We start from the raw sequence: 14789 nt of genomic DNA, 5'->3' as shown, positions 1-14789 counted from the left end.
CACATGACCGACATCGTCCGCGCCGACGGCCGTTCCACCTCGCAGCTCCGCGAGATCACCATCGAGCGCGGCTGGAGCGCGCAGGCCGAGGGCTCGGCTCTCATCAGCTTCGGCGGGACGAAGGTGCTGTGCACCGCCTCGTTCACGAACGGAGTGCCGCGCTGGCTGACCGGCAAGGGCAAGGGCTGGGTCACGGCCGAGTATGCGATGCTCCCGCGCGCGACGAACAGCCGCAACGACCGGGAGAGCGTGAAGGGACGCATCGGCGGCCGCACGCACGAGATCTCCCGCCTCATCGGTCGCGCCCTGCGGGCGGTCGTCGATACCAAGGCGCTGGGCGAGAACACCATCGTCATCGACTGCGACGTGCTCCAGGCGGACGGCGGCACCCGCACGGCCGCGATCACCGGTGCCTACGTCGCCCTGGCCGACGCGATCGAGTGGGGACGGGACAAGAAGTTCATCGGCAAGAACTCGACGCCGCTGCTCGACTCCGTCTCCGCCGTCTCGGTCGGCATCGTCGACGGGGAGCCGATGCTCGACCTCGCCTACGTCGAGGACGTCCGTGCCGAGACCGACATGAACGTCGTGGTGACCGGCCGCGGCCTGTTCGTCGAGGTGCAGGGCACGGCCGAGGGGGCGCCGTTCGACAAGCGCGAGCTCGACGCGCTCCTCGACCTCGGCATCGCCGGCTGCGCGGACCTGAAGGAACGGCAGCTCGCCGCTCTGGCAGGAGCCTGAGCATGCGCGTCGTCCTCGCGACCCACAACCCGCACAAGGTCGCGGAATTCCAGCAGATCGTGCAGCAGACGCGGCCCGACCTGGAGGTCGTCGGCTACGACGGTCCCGAGCCGGTCGAGGACGGGGTGACGTTCGCCGAGAACGCGCTCCTCAAGGCGCGTGCGGCTGCCGCGCACACCGGCCTCGCGGCGCTCGCCGACGACTCAGGCATCTGCGTGGACGTGCTCGGCGGGTCGCCCGGGGTGTTCTCGGCGTACTGGGCCGGGCAGAAGAAGGACGCCACCGCGAACCTGGAGCTGCTGCTCGACCAGCTGCGCGACATCGCCGACCCGCACCGTGCCGCGCACTTCACGTCGACCATCGCGCTCGTCCTCCCGGACGGTCGCGAGCACGTCGTGGAGGGGATCTGGCCCGGACGCCTCGCCCACGAAGCCTCCGGGAGCGGCGGTTTCGGCTACGACCCGATCTTCATCCCGGACGGTCAGCCGGACGGCGCGGAGCGCACCGTGGGGGAGTTCACCGGGGAGGAGAAGCAGGCGCAGTCGCATCGCGCCCGCGCCTTCACAGCGCTCGTGCCGCTGCTCGCCGCGCTCTGAGCATTCCGCGGAAGAAACACCGGAATGGGCGCGTCGCCACGATGGAGCAAGCGTCGGCATCTGTTGCCATCATCTGGCGACGCCCGGGGGCGGCGTCGTGCGGCTTTCCCTGCGCTGGTGAATGACCAGGGAGCTGCGCCACTACTCGGATCTGAGCAAGGGCATGCGGGCGTGCCGCCCCACTATCTCGCGGTTTAGGTACTCGCGAGAGGTGCCCTCCGTGACACCGCGCATTTCAGACCTCTGCCGGTCGATGTAACCCGGGCAGTGGCTGGGCCGCCGAGTAGGTGCCGCGGGCGCATGCGCGTGCCCTCTATGCTGAAGGAAAAGTTGGAACGAGACTCTACGCAGGTACACGTGGCGAACATGCGGATTATGCCCGATGGGGGCTTTGTCGCACACAATGGAGGGCCCGCTCGGGAGGCCCCCCGTGACTGGATGGTGTGGCACTTCACTCGACTCGACTACTTGGCGGAGATCGTTGCCGACGGTCACCTCGTCTGCGATGACCATGTGACCCCGCGACTGGGGAGCGTTGCGAGCGCGGACGTCAAAGCTCGGCGGCGGATGATGTTGGTACAGGCGATCAACTACGCCGAGGGGAGACCTGTCAGCAGCCACGTACCGTGGTACATCGCGGCGAAGTCACCCATGCTCTACGTCGTGTCGAAGAACTTTGAACGGGATGTGGTGGACGGTCTTGTGTTCATGGGCATGCGGCTGGGCGACCTGGAAGCGAGCGGGCTGGAGTGGGTGGCCAGCAACGCTAACGCAGCGATGGCTCTCGCCGAGTTCACAACTGATCTCGATAGTCTTGGACAGTTCGTCGACTTCGATCTGCTTTCGGCTCGGGAGTGGTTCAAGACCCCCGAAGACCCTGACCGCATGTCGCGACGCGCCGCCGAGGTACTGGTGTACGACCGCGTGCCCCTGGACCTGGTGTCCGTGGTAGTCGCTAGAAACGAAGGAACAGTCGCAGACGCTCGGCGGACATTCGAAGATGCGGGCTACACGCACATCAATTACAAGCACACGCGAGCATTCTCCTACTAAGGAAGGCAAGATGATCAACTCGGCAACAGGCGACATCATGAAGGCCGAAGTCGACGCAGTGATCAACACTGTCAACACTGTCGGAGTCATGGGCAAAGGTCTCGCTCTCCAGTTCAAGCGTCGCTACCCCGATAACTTCAAGGAATACAGGCGAGCGTGCGACCTCGGAGCGGTCGAGATCGGTCGCATGTTCGTAACGGAGACCCATCAACTTACGGGTCCGAGGTTGATCGTCAATTTCCCCACGAAGAAGCATTGGCGAGCGGATTCACGCGTCGAGTACATACGCGAGGGCTTGAAGGATCTGGTACGCGTCATCAAAGAGCGCGACATCCAGTCCATCGCCGTGCCGCCCCTTGGGTCGGGGAACGGCGGACTCGACTGGAGTGAAGTTCGCCCTCTCGTCGAGGACGCCCTAGCCCCAATCGAAGGCTTGAGGGTGGAGATCTTCGACCCAGTTAAGGGCCACTTCGCGGTCCAGAAATCGAGTTCTGTTCGGATGAGCAATTCCGTTGCCCTGCTCGTCTCGCTACTCCTGGCGTACTCGAAGCAAAGGCACGCTGCGGAGCCTTGGGAAGACGCTAGAGGTGCGTCACACCTTGAGATTCAGAAGCTGATGTACTTCGCGGCCCGGTTCGTACCAGAGATGAAGCTGAAGTTCGCGCAGGGGTCGTACGGCCCTTACAGCGATGCCGTTCGAGCGATGCTCTCGCACATTGAGGGAACGTTCGTCGAAGGGTATGGCGATGGCAACGATAAGGTGCTTGACCTCGTTCCGGTTCAAGTTACTGACGAGGGACGTATAGCTCTCAGTCAGTTCCGGCCGGAGAAATACGCCCCCGAGCAGTTCGCGCACGCCGTTGACGGCGTGCTGAAGGTCATCGAAGGATTCGAGGGGGCGTACCCCTTGGAGTTGCTAGCCAGCGTTGACTGGGCACGTTCAGTACTCGGCACGGACGATCCCGAGCAGGTGACGCAATTCGTTCAGGGATGGACGGAACGCAAAGGAAGAATGTTCACGGACAATCATGTCCGTACGGCCCTGGAGCATCTGGGCGCGTCGTAGTCCAATCAGGCCCTCCTCGGGATCCTGCTCAGCTGCGGACGAGGGGGCTCGCCGCTTCCTACTTCCTCTTATGTGGCAGGACGAGCAGCGTTCCCAAACGGCGCATGCGAGCAGCAGGAACGAGGCGATGATGACGGCGACTGCAGTCCGGTCCTTCGGGATCCACAGGCAGATCAATTCACGCATCAGGTAGGCGTTAAGGCGGTCGAAGCGTCGGCGCTCGCCGCGTCGGCGGTGTCGACGCCGGAGCCCTGAGCGGTGCGTGCGTCTCAGGTAGGCGCTGAGAGCGGCCACAACGGCCGGTGTCGGATACGTTGCCGCGACTGCCCAACTCCCTGCGGCTGAGACTGGTTCTCGTTACCCTTCCTGACTAGCGGGAAACGGCCTTCTCGGGCCCGTCGCCGGGCTAGCCTGGGGGCATGCACGATCATGCGCCCGCGCCCGGCGGTCTCCGCTCGGCGAGCAGCCGACGCCTGCTCGCGATCTCCCTGACCCTCACGGCGACCGTGATGATCGTGCAGGTCGTCGGAGCCCTGCTCACGGGCTCGCTCGCGCTGCTCGCGGACGCCGCGCACATGTTCACCGACGCCTCGGCGCTCGTGATCGCCCTCATCGCCGCGACCGTGGCGGCGCGTCCTGCGGACGACCGCCGGACGTTCGGCTATCAGCGCGCGGAGGTCTTCGGCGCGCTCATCAACGCGGTCATCCTCATCGCCCTCGCCACGGTCGTCGCCGTGCAGGGGGTGCAGCGGCTGCTGAACCCCGCTGAGGTCGAGGTCGCGGGCGGGCTCATGCTCGTCGTCGCGGTCGTCGGCCTCGTCGCCAACGCCGTGTCGATGTGGCTGCTCAGCCGGGCCCAGCGCACGAACCTGAACGTGCGGGGCGCCTACCTCGAGGTGATGGGCGACCTGCTCGGCTCGCTCATGGTCATCATCGCGGCGGGCGTGATCCTCGTGACGGGTTGGATGCCGGCCGACGCGCTCGCCTCGCTGTTCATCGCGGCGATGATCATCCCGCGGGCGTTCGTGCTGCTCAAGGAGGTGTTCTCCGTGCTCGCCGAGTCGGCCCCGAAGGGCATGGCCGTCGGCGAGATCCGCACCCACCTGCTCGGCTACGACGGCGTCGTCGGGGTCCACGACGTGCATGTGTGGCAGCTCACCCGCGGGGCGCCGGTCTTCACCGCGCACGTCAGCGTGCGACCGGATCTGCTGGCGGACGGCCGCTCGGCGGCGCTGCTGTCGGAGATGCAGGCGTGCCTCGCGGATCACTTCGACGTCGCGCACTCCACGTTCCAGATCGAGCCGGCCGAGCAGAGCGACTGCGAACCGCACCACGCCTGAGCGGCGTGCCGCTCACGCCTCGACGGTGATCTCGTCGACGGTCTTGTCGGGACGCAGACCCCGCCAGCGGGCGTGCCGCAGGATGCCGTCCGGCGTCCAGTTCGCGAACTCCACCTCGCCCACGAGCTCGGGGCGCACCCACAGCGCGTCGGAGGCGTCGGGTCGGGGGACGCCGTCGAGCGGTGCGCGCGGCACCCGCAGCGGCTCCAGGCGGGTCAGGAGGTCGCGGAGGATGCGGTCCGTGAAGCCGGTGCCCACACGTCCGATGTAGCGGAGGTCGCCGTCCTCCGGGACTGCGAGGAGGAGGGAGCCGAGAGTGCCCTCCCGCTCGCCCTTCCCCGGGCGGATGCCGACGATCACCGCCTCCTGCATGCGGGTGTTCTTGAGCTTGAGCCAGGAGGGCGAGCGCTGGCCGGCACGATACCGTGACGCCGGGTCCTTCACGACGACGCCTTCCAGGCCGAACTCCTCGCTCGCGGCCAGCGCCGCGTCCACGTCGTCGAAGACGGGAGGGACCTGGATGGGCGCGTCGACCCCCGCCACGATGTCGCCGAGCAGCGTCCGCCGCTCGCGCAGCGGCATCGCGGTGAGATCATGCCCGTCGAGACGGAGCAGGTCGAACAGCATGTACACGACGGGCGTGCGCACGACCTCGCGCTCGATCTCCCGCGGCCGGGTGAGATGCATGCGGTTCTGGAGCAGCGAGAAGCTCGGCCGGCCGGCGCTGTCGAAGGCGACGATCTCCCCGTCGACGATCGCCTCGTCGACCGGGAGCAACGGGGCACCGTCGGCCGTCAGCTCGGGATAGCGCGCGGTGATGTCGGTGCCGCGACGGGCGTGCAGCGACATCTGCCCGTCGCGCCAGGTGCCGATCGCACGGATGCCGTCCCACTTCACCTCCACCCAGGAGGGGGTGCTGAGGTTCCGAGCGATCGCGGGGGTGCCGTTCTCGGCGAGCATCGGGGCGAGGGAGGGGAGGGTGGCGCCGGCGGGTGACGGTGCGGGCGCGGCGAGGGGCCGTCCGCGGCGGGCGGGGGCGGGAGCCGCCGCCCGGATCGCGGGTGCGGGGGTCGCGGCGGGCGCGTTCGCGGGCAGTGCCGGAGCGTCGGGGCGGAGCGACGAGAGGGGGTCGAATCCCGCAGCCGCGCGCGCGAGCACGTCGTCCAGTTCGAGGTGTGCGAGCCCCGGATCGTCGAGCTCCTCCCACGTGCGCGGCGCCGCGACCCCGGGCCGGGCACGCCCGCGCAGGGAGTAGGGGGAGATCGTCGTCTTCTTGCCGTTGTTCTGGCTCCAGTCGAGGAACACCTTGCCCCCGCGTACAGCCTTGGACATGACGCTCGTCGCAAGATCGGGGTGCTCGTTCTCGATGATGCGGGCCAGCTCCTTGACCACGGCGGAGACCTCGGCACTGGTCTGCTCCCCGGGCAGGGACGCGTAGAGGTGGATGCCCTTGCTGCCGCTCGTCACGGGAAGAGGGTCGAGACCCATGCCGGTGAGGAGCGTCCTGGCGATCCGGGCGACCTCGGCGCACTGCGCGAGGTCGGCACCGGGTCCGGGATCGAGGTCGAGCACGAGACGGTCCGGGCGTCCGGGCAGACCCTCCGGGGTGAACCGCCACTGCGGCACGTGCAGCTCGATCGCCGCGACCTGCGCGAGCCACACGAGCGTGGGCACGTCCTCCACCAGCGGGTACGCCTTGGGGCCGTCGGAGTGCTGGATGTCCTGCCGCGGGATCCAGTCCGGAGCCCCGGGCTCGAGCTGCTTCGTGAAGAAGGAGTCTTCGGGGGCGGCGGCGGTGCCGACCCCCTCGACCCAGCGCTTGCGGGTGACCGGGCGGCCGTCGAGGAGTGGCAGGAGCAGGGGTGCGATGGCGGTGTAGTAGGCGATGACCTCGCCTTTGGTCGTGCCCGTCTCCGGATAGACGATCTTGTCGAGGTTGGTCACGCGCAGTCGTCGGCCGTCGACCTGTACGACCTGCGCCTCTCCCACCATGGAGCCAGCGTAGTCAAGGGGTGGTCGTGACGGGTGGGGCTGGTGTCTACTGGTGTGATGAGGACGATCTGGAAGGGCGCCCTGACGTTCGGGCTGGTGAACGTGCCGGTCAAGGTGTACTCCGCGACCGAGGACCACGACGTGCCGCTGCATCAGGTGCATGACAAGGACGGCGGCCGCATCCGCTACCAGCGCACGTGCGAGGTGTGCGGCGAGACGGTCGCGTACTCCGACATCGACCGCGCCTACGTCGACGACGGCCAGACGGTCGTGCTCACCAAGGACGACCTCGCCGCGCTTCCGGCGGAGAAGAGCCGCGAGATCGATGTCGTGGAGTTCGTGCCCTCGGAACAGGTCGATCCGCTCACGCTCGACAAGCCGTACTACCTGGAGCCGGATTCGAAGTCTCCCAAGGCGTACGTGTTGCTGCGCAAGACCCTTGAGCAGACCGACCGCACCGCGATCGTGCGGTTCACGCTGCGCCAGAAGACCCGGCTCGCCGCGTTGCGCGTGCGGGGCAAGGTCCTCGTGCTCCAGACGCTCCTGTGGTCGGACGAGGTCCGGGAGGCGGAGTTCCCGTCCCTCGACGAGGACGTGCGGATCTCGAAGAAGGAGCTGGAGCTGTCGTCTTCGCTCGTGGACAGCTATTCGGCCGACTTCGATCCCGAGGAGTTCGTCGACGAGTACCAGAAGGAGCTGCGCACCCTCATCGACGCGAAGATCGAGGCCGGGGAGACGTTCGATGTGGCCGAGACGTTCGGCGGAGACGCCGAGAAGGCGGCCGACGGCGGCGAGGTCATCGACCTGATGGAGGCGCTGCGCGCGAGCGTGGCCCGCTCCAAGGAGAAGCGCTCGAAGAACGCGGGCTGACCCGAGACGGGATCAGTGCTTGCCGTCGCCGTCGAGGTCGGGGGCCCGGTCGAACACGTCGGCGTCGAGGACGAGCTCCTCCGCCTCCGCATGGTCGGTCACCACGTCTTCGCCCGCGGCCGCGGCCTTCTTCGCCTTGTGACGCTCGGAAAGGTAGTGCCACAGGGTGACGATCGCCGTCCCGCCGACGGCGACGAGCAGGATGATGTCGATGTACTCCACGACGAGGTGCCGGATCCAGGGGATGTAGGCGATGAGGTAGCCGACCATGGTGAGGCCGAAGCCCCAGATCATCGCCCCGATGAAGTTGTAGAGCGAGTAGCGCCGCCAGGGCATGTGGCCCACGCCGGCCGCGACCGGGGCGAACGTGCGCACGGTCGGCACGAAGCGGGCCAGGATCACGGTGAGGCCGCCGAAGCGCTCGAAGAACGCGTTGGTGCGCTCGACGTTCTTCTTGCTGAACAGGCCGGATTCCTTGCGTTCGAACACCGCGGGGCCGCCCTTGTGTCCGATGACGTAGCCGACCTCGCCGCCGATGAACGCCGAGAGTGCGATGAGCAGCGAGACGACCCAGATGTTCACGCCGAAGACGTTGCTCGTGTGGGTCAGCAGACCCGCGATGATGAGCAGCGTGTCACCGGGCAGGAGGAAGCCGACCAGCAGACCGGTCTCGGCGAAGATGATGAAGCAGACCACGAGGAGCGCCCACGGACCCGCCGCCCCGATGATCGTCTGCGGATCGAGCCACGGGATGAGCGCGGTGGGGGCGTGCAGCATGCTTTCGAGCACTGGCGGGATTCCCGTCGGTCGTGAGGTGTCGGCGGTGGAGCGATGCGGGCGCCGAAGCACCCGTCGTGCGGAAGGTGGGACTTGAACCCACACGCCCTGGGGCACAGGAACCTAAATCCTGCGTGTCTGCCAATTCCACCACTCCCGCGCGGTGGCTTCAGTCTACTGACCCGCGCGCTGTTCGACCCTGGGGATCCTCCCGCAGTTCCGCGCCGTCACGCCGAGCGGCGACGCTCCAGCCGGACGACGGCGACGAGGACTCCCGCCGCGAGCGCACCGAGTCCGCCCATGGCCATGTCGCCGATGGTGTCCTCGTAGGTGACGAAGATCTCGTCGGTGATGAACGTGCGACCCGCCCACTCGATCACCTCCCACACGGCGCTGGCCGCGAGCCCGATCACGGTGCAGAGGACGATCGGCATGCGGGGGCGGAACGTCGGCGACTCCTGCGCGGTGACGATGCCGAGGCGGGTGAGCACGAGGTAGCCGGTGGCGGCGAGGGCGCCCGTGCAGACGAAGTGCACGACGAGGTCCCATCCGGTGAGCGTGCGGTACAGGTCGAACACGTTGCTCGCGGCGGCGATGAGCACGATCAGGCCGATCGCGAGGTCGATGCCGCCGCGCATCCCGAGGACGCGGGGGAGCATGAGGGCGGGGAGGGCGAGCGCGAGGATGCCGGCGTCGGTCGGGGTGGACCAGATCGCCGCGACGAGGACGCTGAGGATGCCGATCACCCGGACGGCGTCGGCACCGTACTCCGCTGCGGAGTGCGGCGGGCGGAGGAAGTCCTCCTTCATGCGTGCTCCTCGGGTGGGACGGCGGCGGGCGATGCCGGATCGATCAGGGCGTGCACGGGGAGATGATCGGACGGCCAGCCCCCTCCATACTGCCGCGCGTCGATGCCGGCTCGGCGCACGGGAAGCGCGGGGGAGACGAGGATGCCGTCGATGCGGCGTCCTCGGCGCGGCGTCCGGTAGCCGTCGAACGTGCTCCAGGCCGGGGTGCGGCGGGACACGGCGGCCGTCCACGAATCGCGGAGGACGTCGTCGGATTCGAGGGCGCGCCATGCTGCTGAGCCGGCGGAGGCGTTGATGTCCCCGAGGAGGATGACGGGGGCCGCAGAGGCGGCGGCGACGTCGTGCACCGCCTGCGCCTGACGGAGCCGCGCCCACGGCGAGAAGGCGTCGAGGTGGGTGTTGAGCACGGTGAGCATGGCGTCCGTGCGGCGGTCGCGGAAGGACGCCTCCACCGCCACCCGCGGCGTGACGCTCAGCCAGGAGCGGGAACCGGGGCGATCGGGGGTGCGGGAGAGCGCGATCTGTCGCCAGGTGCGCAGCTCCAGCCGGTCGGTGTCGTAGAAGAGCGGACAGCCCTCGCCGCGGGGCCCGGGGAGGCGGCCGTGGCCGACGCGGCGGAACGACGGGCCGAGCGCGGCGGAGACGGCGGCAGCCTGCGCGGGGAGGGCCTCCTGCACACCGAGGACGTCCGGCCGCTCCGTGCGCAGGAGCGCGGCGAGCCGGGGGCGTCGGATCTCCCAGCGGTCGGCGGGCGGCCAGGCGAGCGCGCCGAGGTCGCGGCGGATGTTGAGGGTCATGACGTGCAGCTCGGTGGCAGACGGTGTTCCGAGGAGCGCGGCGTTCATCGGCGGGCTCCACGCGCGGGGACACCGAGCCGGTGCAGTACGCGGCGCAGGGTGAGACGCACCCAGCGCACGGGAGGGAAGTCCTCCGGCCAGTGCACGAGGACCGTGCGGGTGCCGATCCAGGCTCGGCGGGCGAAGGAGCGGCCGCTGCCGAACGGGCGCATGGAGATGCCCATGTCGGTGTGCAGCAGCCAGCGGACGCGGTGGCGCTCGCCGACGGGGAAGGCGAGATCGAGGTCGTCGTGAAGCGCGGCGTCGTCGCGGTGCACGCGGTCCCGGACGGCGAGCCACGTCGAGCGGCGGAGCGCGAGGTTCGACCCGAACAGCGGCACGTGACCGAGAGCCGAGCCGCACACGACGACGTAGGAGAGGAGGTAGGCCGCCGCGAGGGGGCGGCGCAGGAGCCGAGGCCCGTCGATGAAGTGCGCGCCGCCCGTCCAGGCGCCGACCCGCGGATCCCGGATGCACGCGGTCGCCATCGTCTCGATCCATCGGGGCCCCGGGACGCCGTCCGCGTCGAGCCGCAGGATCACGTCTCCCGTCGCCGCGTCGTACCCGGTCGCGCTCGCCGCGGGGATGCCCGGGGTGTCGCACCGCACGACCCGTGCACCGAGCCGGGCAGCCACGGCGGCCGACTCATCGGTCGAGGCGTTGTCCACGACGATGATCTCGTCGGGCGGGAGCGTCTGCCGCGCGAGGGCGCGGAGACACCGCTGCAGTTCCGCCGCGTCGTCCTTGACCGGAATGACCACGCTCAGGGTCGGTTCGGGGGCGGCTGGTGTGGCGCGGTGCACGTCGTCTCCTCGCAGGTCTGCTCCTCAGCCTAGGGAGCACGACGACGGGGGACGTACCGGTTGACACCGGGGCGGGCGCCTCGATACGGAGGCGTCAGGAGGAGGTCTCGATGCAGACGGCCTGCCCCTCGACGAACGTATCGATCGCGGTCCGGCGGAGTTCCTGTTCGCGGTCGGGGTCCGCGTCGTCGCCGTTCTGGACGCCGACACGGTAGTCGTAGAGCGCGCGCAGGTCGTCACTCACCGCCGTCGCCGCCTCCTGCACCTCGCCGTCGACGTCCAGCTCGGCGTACTCGTCGGCGAGCTCCTTCAGGCGCTCGGTCTGCTCCGGGCTCGCCGTACCGCCGACCGTGTCTTGGGCGAAGAAGGCCTCGAATTCGGTGTCGACGGCGGCCACGCTCTGGCACTGCAAGAGATCGGGACCACTGGTGCAGCCGGACAGGAGGAGAACGCCGAGGAGCCCGCACGAGACAGTGAACCGCTTCATGCCTGCACGGTACCTGGTGCTGGACGGTCTCCGCTTCGGAGGCCGCGCACGGGGTGTGGATAACTCCGCGGGCCGGGAGCGGATCGTTGCGAGGATGCAGGGATGGAGCAGCCCGCGTCGTTCATCGCCGACCTCGTTCGGCGTCGGCTCCGGACGGAGGGGGTGGATCCGGCGACCGACCCGGAGCGGGCGCGGGAGGTCACCCGGGCGGAGGTGCGGCGTCACGATGATCGCGCGCTCGCGCGAGGCGGCGTGCTCGTCGAGGACGAGGCGGCGTGCGTGCGGGACGTGCTGGCGACGGTGAGTGGATTCGGTGCTCTGCAGCCGCTGCTCGACGACGCGGGTGTCGAGGAGGTGTGGGTCAACGGCGACGGGGCCGTGCACACGGCGCGGGGTGGGGTGGCGGAGCGGACGGGGTTGCGGCTGGACGAGGCGACGGTGCGGGATCTGGTGGAGAGGATGCTGCAGGCGACGGGACGGCGCGTGGACATCGGCCAGCCGTTCGTCGATGCCTCGCTCCCGGACGGCTCGCGGCTGCACGTCGCGATCGCCGACGTCGTGCGCGGGTCGTGGGTGGTCAACATCCGCAAGTTCCTTCCCGGGCATCGCTCGCTGGAGGCGCTCACGGCACAGGGCGCGCTGGTTCCCGAGGCCGCGCGGGCCCTCGGTGAGGCGATGCGGACGGGCGCATCCGTGATCGTGTCAGGGGCGACCCACGCAGGGAAGACGACGATGCTCGGGGCGCTGCTCGCCGCCTGCGCGGCCGAACAGCGCATCATCACGGTGGAGGAGACGTTCGAGCTCGCGGTGGACGGCCCCGATGTGGTTGCGCTGCAGGGACGTCAGCCGAGCCTGGAAGGCACGGGGGAGATCACGCTTCGACGGTTGGTGAAGGAGGCCTTGCGGATGCGGCCGGACCGCCTCGTGGTGGGCGAAGTGCGCGATGCCGAGGCCCTCGACCTCGTGCTCGCGCTGAACACGGGTGTGCCCGGCGCCTGCACGGTCCACGCCAACTCCGCCGCGGAGGCGCTCGACAAGCTGTGCCTGCTTCCCCTGCTCGCCGGACGGAACATCGACCGCGACTTCGTCGCTCCGGCGATCGCGTCGTCCGTCGATCTCGTCGTGCACTGCGCGCGCGATGCGGCGGGGCGCCGATTCGTCGAGGAGATCGTCGCCCCGACGGGTGAGGTGGTCCGGGGGCGGGTGCTCAGCACGCCGGTCTTCGGAGCCGGGCGCCCGCGCGGCCGATCGACCGTGGCCGGGACGGGGGTTCTCGCATGACGATCCTCCTCGGGGCGACGCTCGCGGCCGGGGTGCTCCTAGTCCTGGCACCGTGGCTGTGGCCGGCGGGGGAACGCTCCGCGTCCTCTCCACATCGCGGTGGTCTGGCTCGTCTCGCGGGCGAGGCGGGGTTCCCGGCGGTGCAGACTCGCTCCCTCCTGATCGGCATCGCCGGTGCTGCGCTCGGCGCCGCCTCGCTCGCCTGGCTCGTCACGGGGAGCGCCGCGCTCGCGATTCTCGCCGGGCTGGCCGGAGGCACGGCGCCGATCGCCTACCTGCGTGGCCGCCGTCTGCGGGTGCGGCGTCTGCGGCGCCAGCTCTGGCCCGACGTCTGCGACCTGCTGATCGCCGCGATCCGCGTCGGTCTGTCGCTCCCCGATGCGGTGGCCACCCTCGCGGAATCGGCTCCACCGCCGCTCCGCCCCGCGTTCGACGTGTTCGCCCGAGACCTGCGGAGCAGCGGACGGTTCGACTCCAGTCTGGACCGGCTGAAGGCCGTCCTCGCCGATCCACTCGGCGACCGGATCATCGAGACTCTGCGGATGGCGCGGCAGGTCGGCGGGACCGAGCTCATCGACGTGTTGCGGGCGCTCTCCTCGTCCGTCCGTGCCGACGCGGCGCTCCGCGGCGAGGTCGAGGCGCGGCAGTCCTGGATCCGCGGGGCGGCCGTCCTCGGCGCAGTGGCGCCATGGGTCATCCTCACCCTCCTGATCCTGCGCCCGGAGGGGGCGAAGGCTTATGGCACGCCGGAAGGGATCGCCGTCATCGTCGTGGGCGCGGTCGTGTCGGTCGTCGCGTTCCGCCTCATGATCCGGATCGGTCGGCTGCCCGAGCCGCGACGGTGGTTCGGGTGAGCGGGGTCTCCGCGCTCGCGGTGGCCGTATTGCTCGGTGGGGGATTCGCCGCGGGAGTTCTGGCGCTTCTGGCGGGCCTCCCGCGGTGGCGGGCGGCGACGCTTGCGTCGCGGATCGCGCCGTACGTGCGGGACGTCGTCGACGACGAGGTGTTGCCGCGGGACGCCTTCCCCAGGCCCGGCACCCTGTCCGCCGGAGGGTTCCGCCTCGGTGCGCGCGGTGCGCAGGCGCTCGACCGGCTGCTCGGCGGGACGGAAGCTCTCCGAAGGCGGCTCGCGCAGGCGGGGGCGACACTCGATCCCGTCGCCTTCCGCGGTCGTCAGCTCGCGGTGATCGTGAGCGGAGTCGTCGCCGGGGCGCTCGCCGTCATCGTTCTCGTCGTGATCGGTCGGTGGTCGCTTCCGGTCGGGTCGATCCCGCTCCTCGCGGGAGCGGCGGCCGGTGTGGGGTACGACATGCGACTGTCGGCGCGGGTGCGTGCGCGGAAGGTGCGTCTGACCGAGGAGCTGCCGACGACGCTGGAGTTCCTGGCGCTCTGTCTCTCGGCCGGGGAGGGGTTCCTCGATGCCGTGAAGCGCGTGGCCGGTGTGGGATCCGGGGAGCTCACCGTGGAGCTGCGTCGGGTGGTGCTGGAGGTCGGGACAGGGTCGCCGCTGGCGGACGCGCTGAGTGCCATGGCGGCCCGGCTGGAGCTGCCGGGGCTCACGCGGGCCGTGGACCAGATCGTCGCCGCGCTCGAACATGGAGCGCCGCTCGCCGCCGTCCTGCGCGCGCAGGCCGATGACACGCGGGAGGAGGCCAAGCGCACGCTCATCGAGCAGGCCGGACGGAAGGAGATCTTCATGCTCCTGCCGCTGGTGTTCCTGATCCTGCCGTTGTCCGTCGTGTTCGCGATCTACCCCGGGCTGTTCATCCTGCGCCTCGGCATCGGGTGAGTGGTCGGCCGAAGGCGTCCCGGGGGCTTACCGTTTGACTATGGGAAGTCTCGAGTACAACAGCTCTCGTCCGCCGATCGACGTCGAGGACACCCTGCTGGCGCATCTGAAGATCGTGATCTCCACCAAGCTCCGTCGCCAGGAGAGCTTCATGATGACGTGGCCATCGGGGAAGAAGAGCCCCGGCCGGCTCTCCGCGTGGATGCACCCGGCCATCCCGCTGGTGCTCGAGTTCGACGCCGACCCGGTCCCGGCGATCGACCCGGCGCGGGTCAGCCATATGATGGAGCGCTTGAACGCGCGCGGCGAGCTCCTCATCGACGAGTTCACCTCCTGACGCTACGGTGGC

The 14789-nt window shown here is 69.5% G+C and carries 16 protein-coding genes and 1 tRNA gene; 10 read left to right on the top strand and 7 right to left on the bottom strand.

Translation table 11 applies throughout. The annotated features are described in order from the left end of the window. Window positions 1-3: 3 nt before the first annotated feature. From rph to B2W79_RS12460, 5 genes are all read left to right on the top strand, one after another. Complete coding sequence (gene rph, locus B2W79_RS12480) at window positions 4-741, top strand: ribonuclease PH (RefSeq protein WP_071329683.1); 738 nt, start codon at window positions 4-6, stop codon at window positions 739-741. Between the two features lie 2 nt (window positions 742-743). Further along, window positions 744-1337 (top strand): RdgB/HAM1 family non-canonical purine NTP pyrophosphatase, encoded by a 594-nt coding sequence (rdgB, locus tag B2W79_RS12475; protein ID WP_292789940.1) that lies wholly within the window; start codon window positions 744-746, stop codon window positions 1335-1337. 438 nt (window positions 1338-1775) lie between these two features. Then, a complete protein-coding gene (locus B2W79_RS12470; RefSeq protein WP_292789938.1) occupies window positions 1776-2390 on the top strand; it encodes a DUF4433 domain-containing protein in 615 nt (204 codons plus the stop codon). Window positions 2391-2400: 10 nt separating this feature from the next. After that, window positions 2401-3456, top strand: coding sequence for a type II toxin-antitoxin system antitoxin DNA ADP-ribosyl glycohydrolase DarG (gene darG, locus B2W79_RS12465; protein WP_292789936.1), 1056 nt, complete (start codon window positions 2401-2403; stop codon window positions 3454-3456). 419 nt (window positions 3457-3875) lie between these two features. Continuing rightward, window positions 3876-4796: a cation diffusion facilitator family transporter gene (locus B2W79_RS12460; RefSeq protein WP_062636599.1), complete on the top strand. Its 921-nt coding sequence runs from the start codon at window positions 3876-3878 to the stop codon at window positions 4794-4796. A gap of 12 nt (window positions 4797-4808) precedes the next feature. On the opposite strand, the gene ligD is transcribed toward B2W79_RS12460, so the two are convergent. Then, window positions 4809-6788, bottom strand: coding sequence for a non-homologous end-joining DNA ligase (gene ligD, locus B2W79_RS12455; RefSeq protein ID WP_292789933.1), 1980 nt, complete (start codon window positions 6786-6788; stop codon window positions 4809-4811). Window positions 6789-6845: 57 nt separating this feature from the next. Here ligD and B2W79_RS12450 point away from each other — a divergent pair, with 57 nt between their 5' ends. Next, window positions 6846-7658, top strand: coding sequence for a Ku protein (locus B2W79_RS12450; protein WP_136051108.1), 813 nt, complete (start codon window positions 6846-6848; stop codon window positions 7656-7658). A gap of 12 nt (window positions 7659-7670) precedes the next feature. On the opposite strand, the gene B2W79_RS12445 is transcribed toward B2W79_RS12450, so the two are convergent. The 6 genes from B2W79_RS12445 to B2W79_RS12420 form a co-directional block, all read right to left on the bottom strand. Next, a complete protein-coding gene (locus B2W79_RS12445) occupies window positions 7671-8435 on the bottom strand; it encodes a DedA family protein (RefSeq protein ID WP_292790138.1) in 765 nt (254 codons plus the stop codon). Window positions 8436-8513: 78 nt separating this feature from the next. Next, window positions 8514-8595, bottom strand: a tRNA-Leu gene (locus tag B2W79_RS12440). A 67-nt stretch (window positions 8596-8662) separates the two neighbouring features. Beyond that, window positions 8663-9244 (bottom strand): hypothetical protein, encoded by a 582-nt coding sequence (locus B2W79_RS12435; protein ID WP_292789930.1) that lies wholly within the window; start codon window positions 9242-9244, stop codon window positions 8663-8665. Then, complete coding sequence (locus B2W79_RS12430; RefSeq protein ID WP_292789928.1) at window positions 9241-10089, bottom strand: endonuclease/exonuclease/phosphatase family protein; 849 nt, start codon at window positions 10087-10089, stop codon at window positions 9241-9243. The genes B2W79_RS12435 and B2W79_RS12430 overlap by 4 nt, the downstream gene beginning before the upstream one ends. Next, window positions 10086-10883: a glycosyltransferase family A protein gene (locus tag B2W79_RS12425; protein ID WP_292789926.1), complete on the bottom strand. Its 798-nt coding sequence runs from the start codon at window positions 10881-10883 to the stop codon at window positions 10086-10088. The genes B2W79_RS12430 and B2W79_RS12425 overlap by 4 nt, the downstream gene beginning before the upstream one ends. A gap of 94 nt (window positions 10884-10977) precedes the next feature. Continuing rightward, the gene (locus tag B2W79_RS12420) at window positions 10978-11370 is read right to left on the bottom strand and encodes a hypothetical protein (protein ID WP_292789924.1); all 393 of its coding nucleotides are present in this window, start codon (window positions 11368-11370) and stop codon (window positions 10978-10980) included. A gap of 102 nt (window positions 11371-11472) precedes the next feature. Between B2W79_RS12420 and B2W79_RS12415 the strand changes: the two genes are divergently transcribed. From B2W79_RS12415 to B2W79_RS12400, 4 genes are read left to right on the top strand one after another with little or no spacing between them, the layout of a single operon-like run. Then, entirely contained in the window at window positions 11473-12651 is a 1179-nt protein-coding gene (locus B2W79_RS12415; RefSeq protein ID WP_292789922.1) for a CpaF family protein, read from the top strand. Further along, window positions 12648-13505, top strand: a complete 858-nt coding sequence (locus B2W79_RS12410; protein ID WP_292789920.1) for a type II secretion system F family protein — start codon at window positions 12648-12650, stop codon at window positions 13503-13505. The genes B2W79_RS12415 and B2W79_RS12410 overlap by 4 nt, the downstream gene beginning before the upstream one ends. Beyond that, window positions 13502-14440: a type II secretion system F family protein gene (locus tag B2W79_RS12405; RefSeq protein WP_292789918.1), complete on the top strand. Its 939-nt coding sequence runs from the start codon at window positions 13502-13504 to the stop codon at window positions 14438-14440. Before B2W79_RS12410 ends, B2W79_RS12405 begins: the two co-directional genes overlap by 4 nt. Before the next feature lie 40 nt (window positions 14441-14480). Further along, window positions 14481-14777, top strand: coding sequence for a hypothetical protein (locus B2W79_RS12400; protein ID WP_025105304.1), 297 nt, complete (start codon window positions 14481-14483; stop codon window positions 14775-14777). The last annotated feature ends 12 nt before the right edge of the window (window positions 14778-14789 follow it).

The sequence above is a fragment of the Microbacterium sp. UBA7513 genome (assembly GCF_002478345.1).
In the GTDB taxonomy this organism is placed as follows: Bacteria; Actinomycetota; Actinomycetes; order Actinomycetales; family Microbacteriaceae; genus Microbacterium.
The sequence above is the reverse complement of the archived record's forward strand: the minus strand, read 5'-3'. Positions and strand labels throughout refer to the sequence as shown.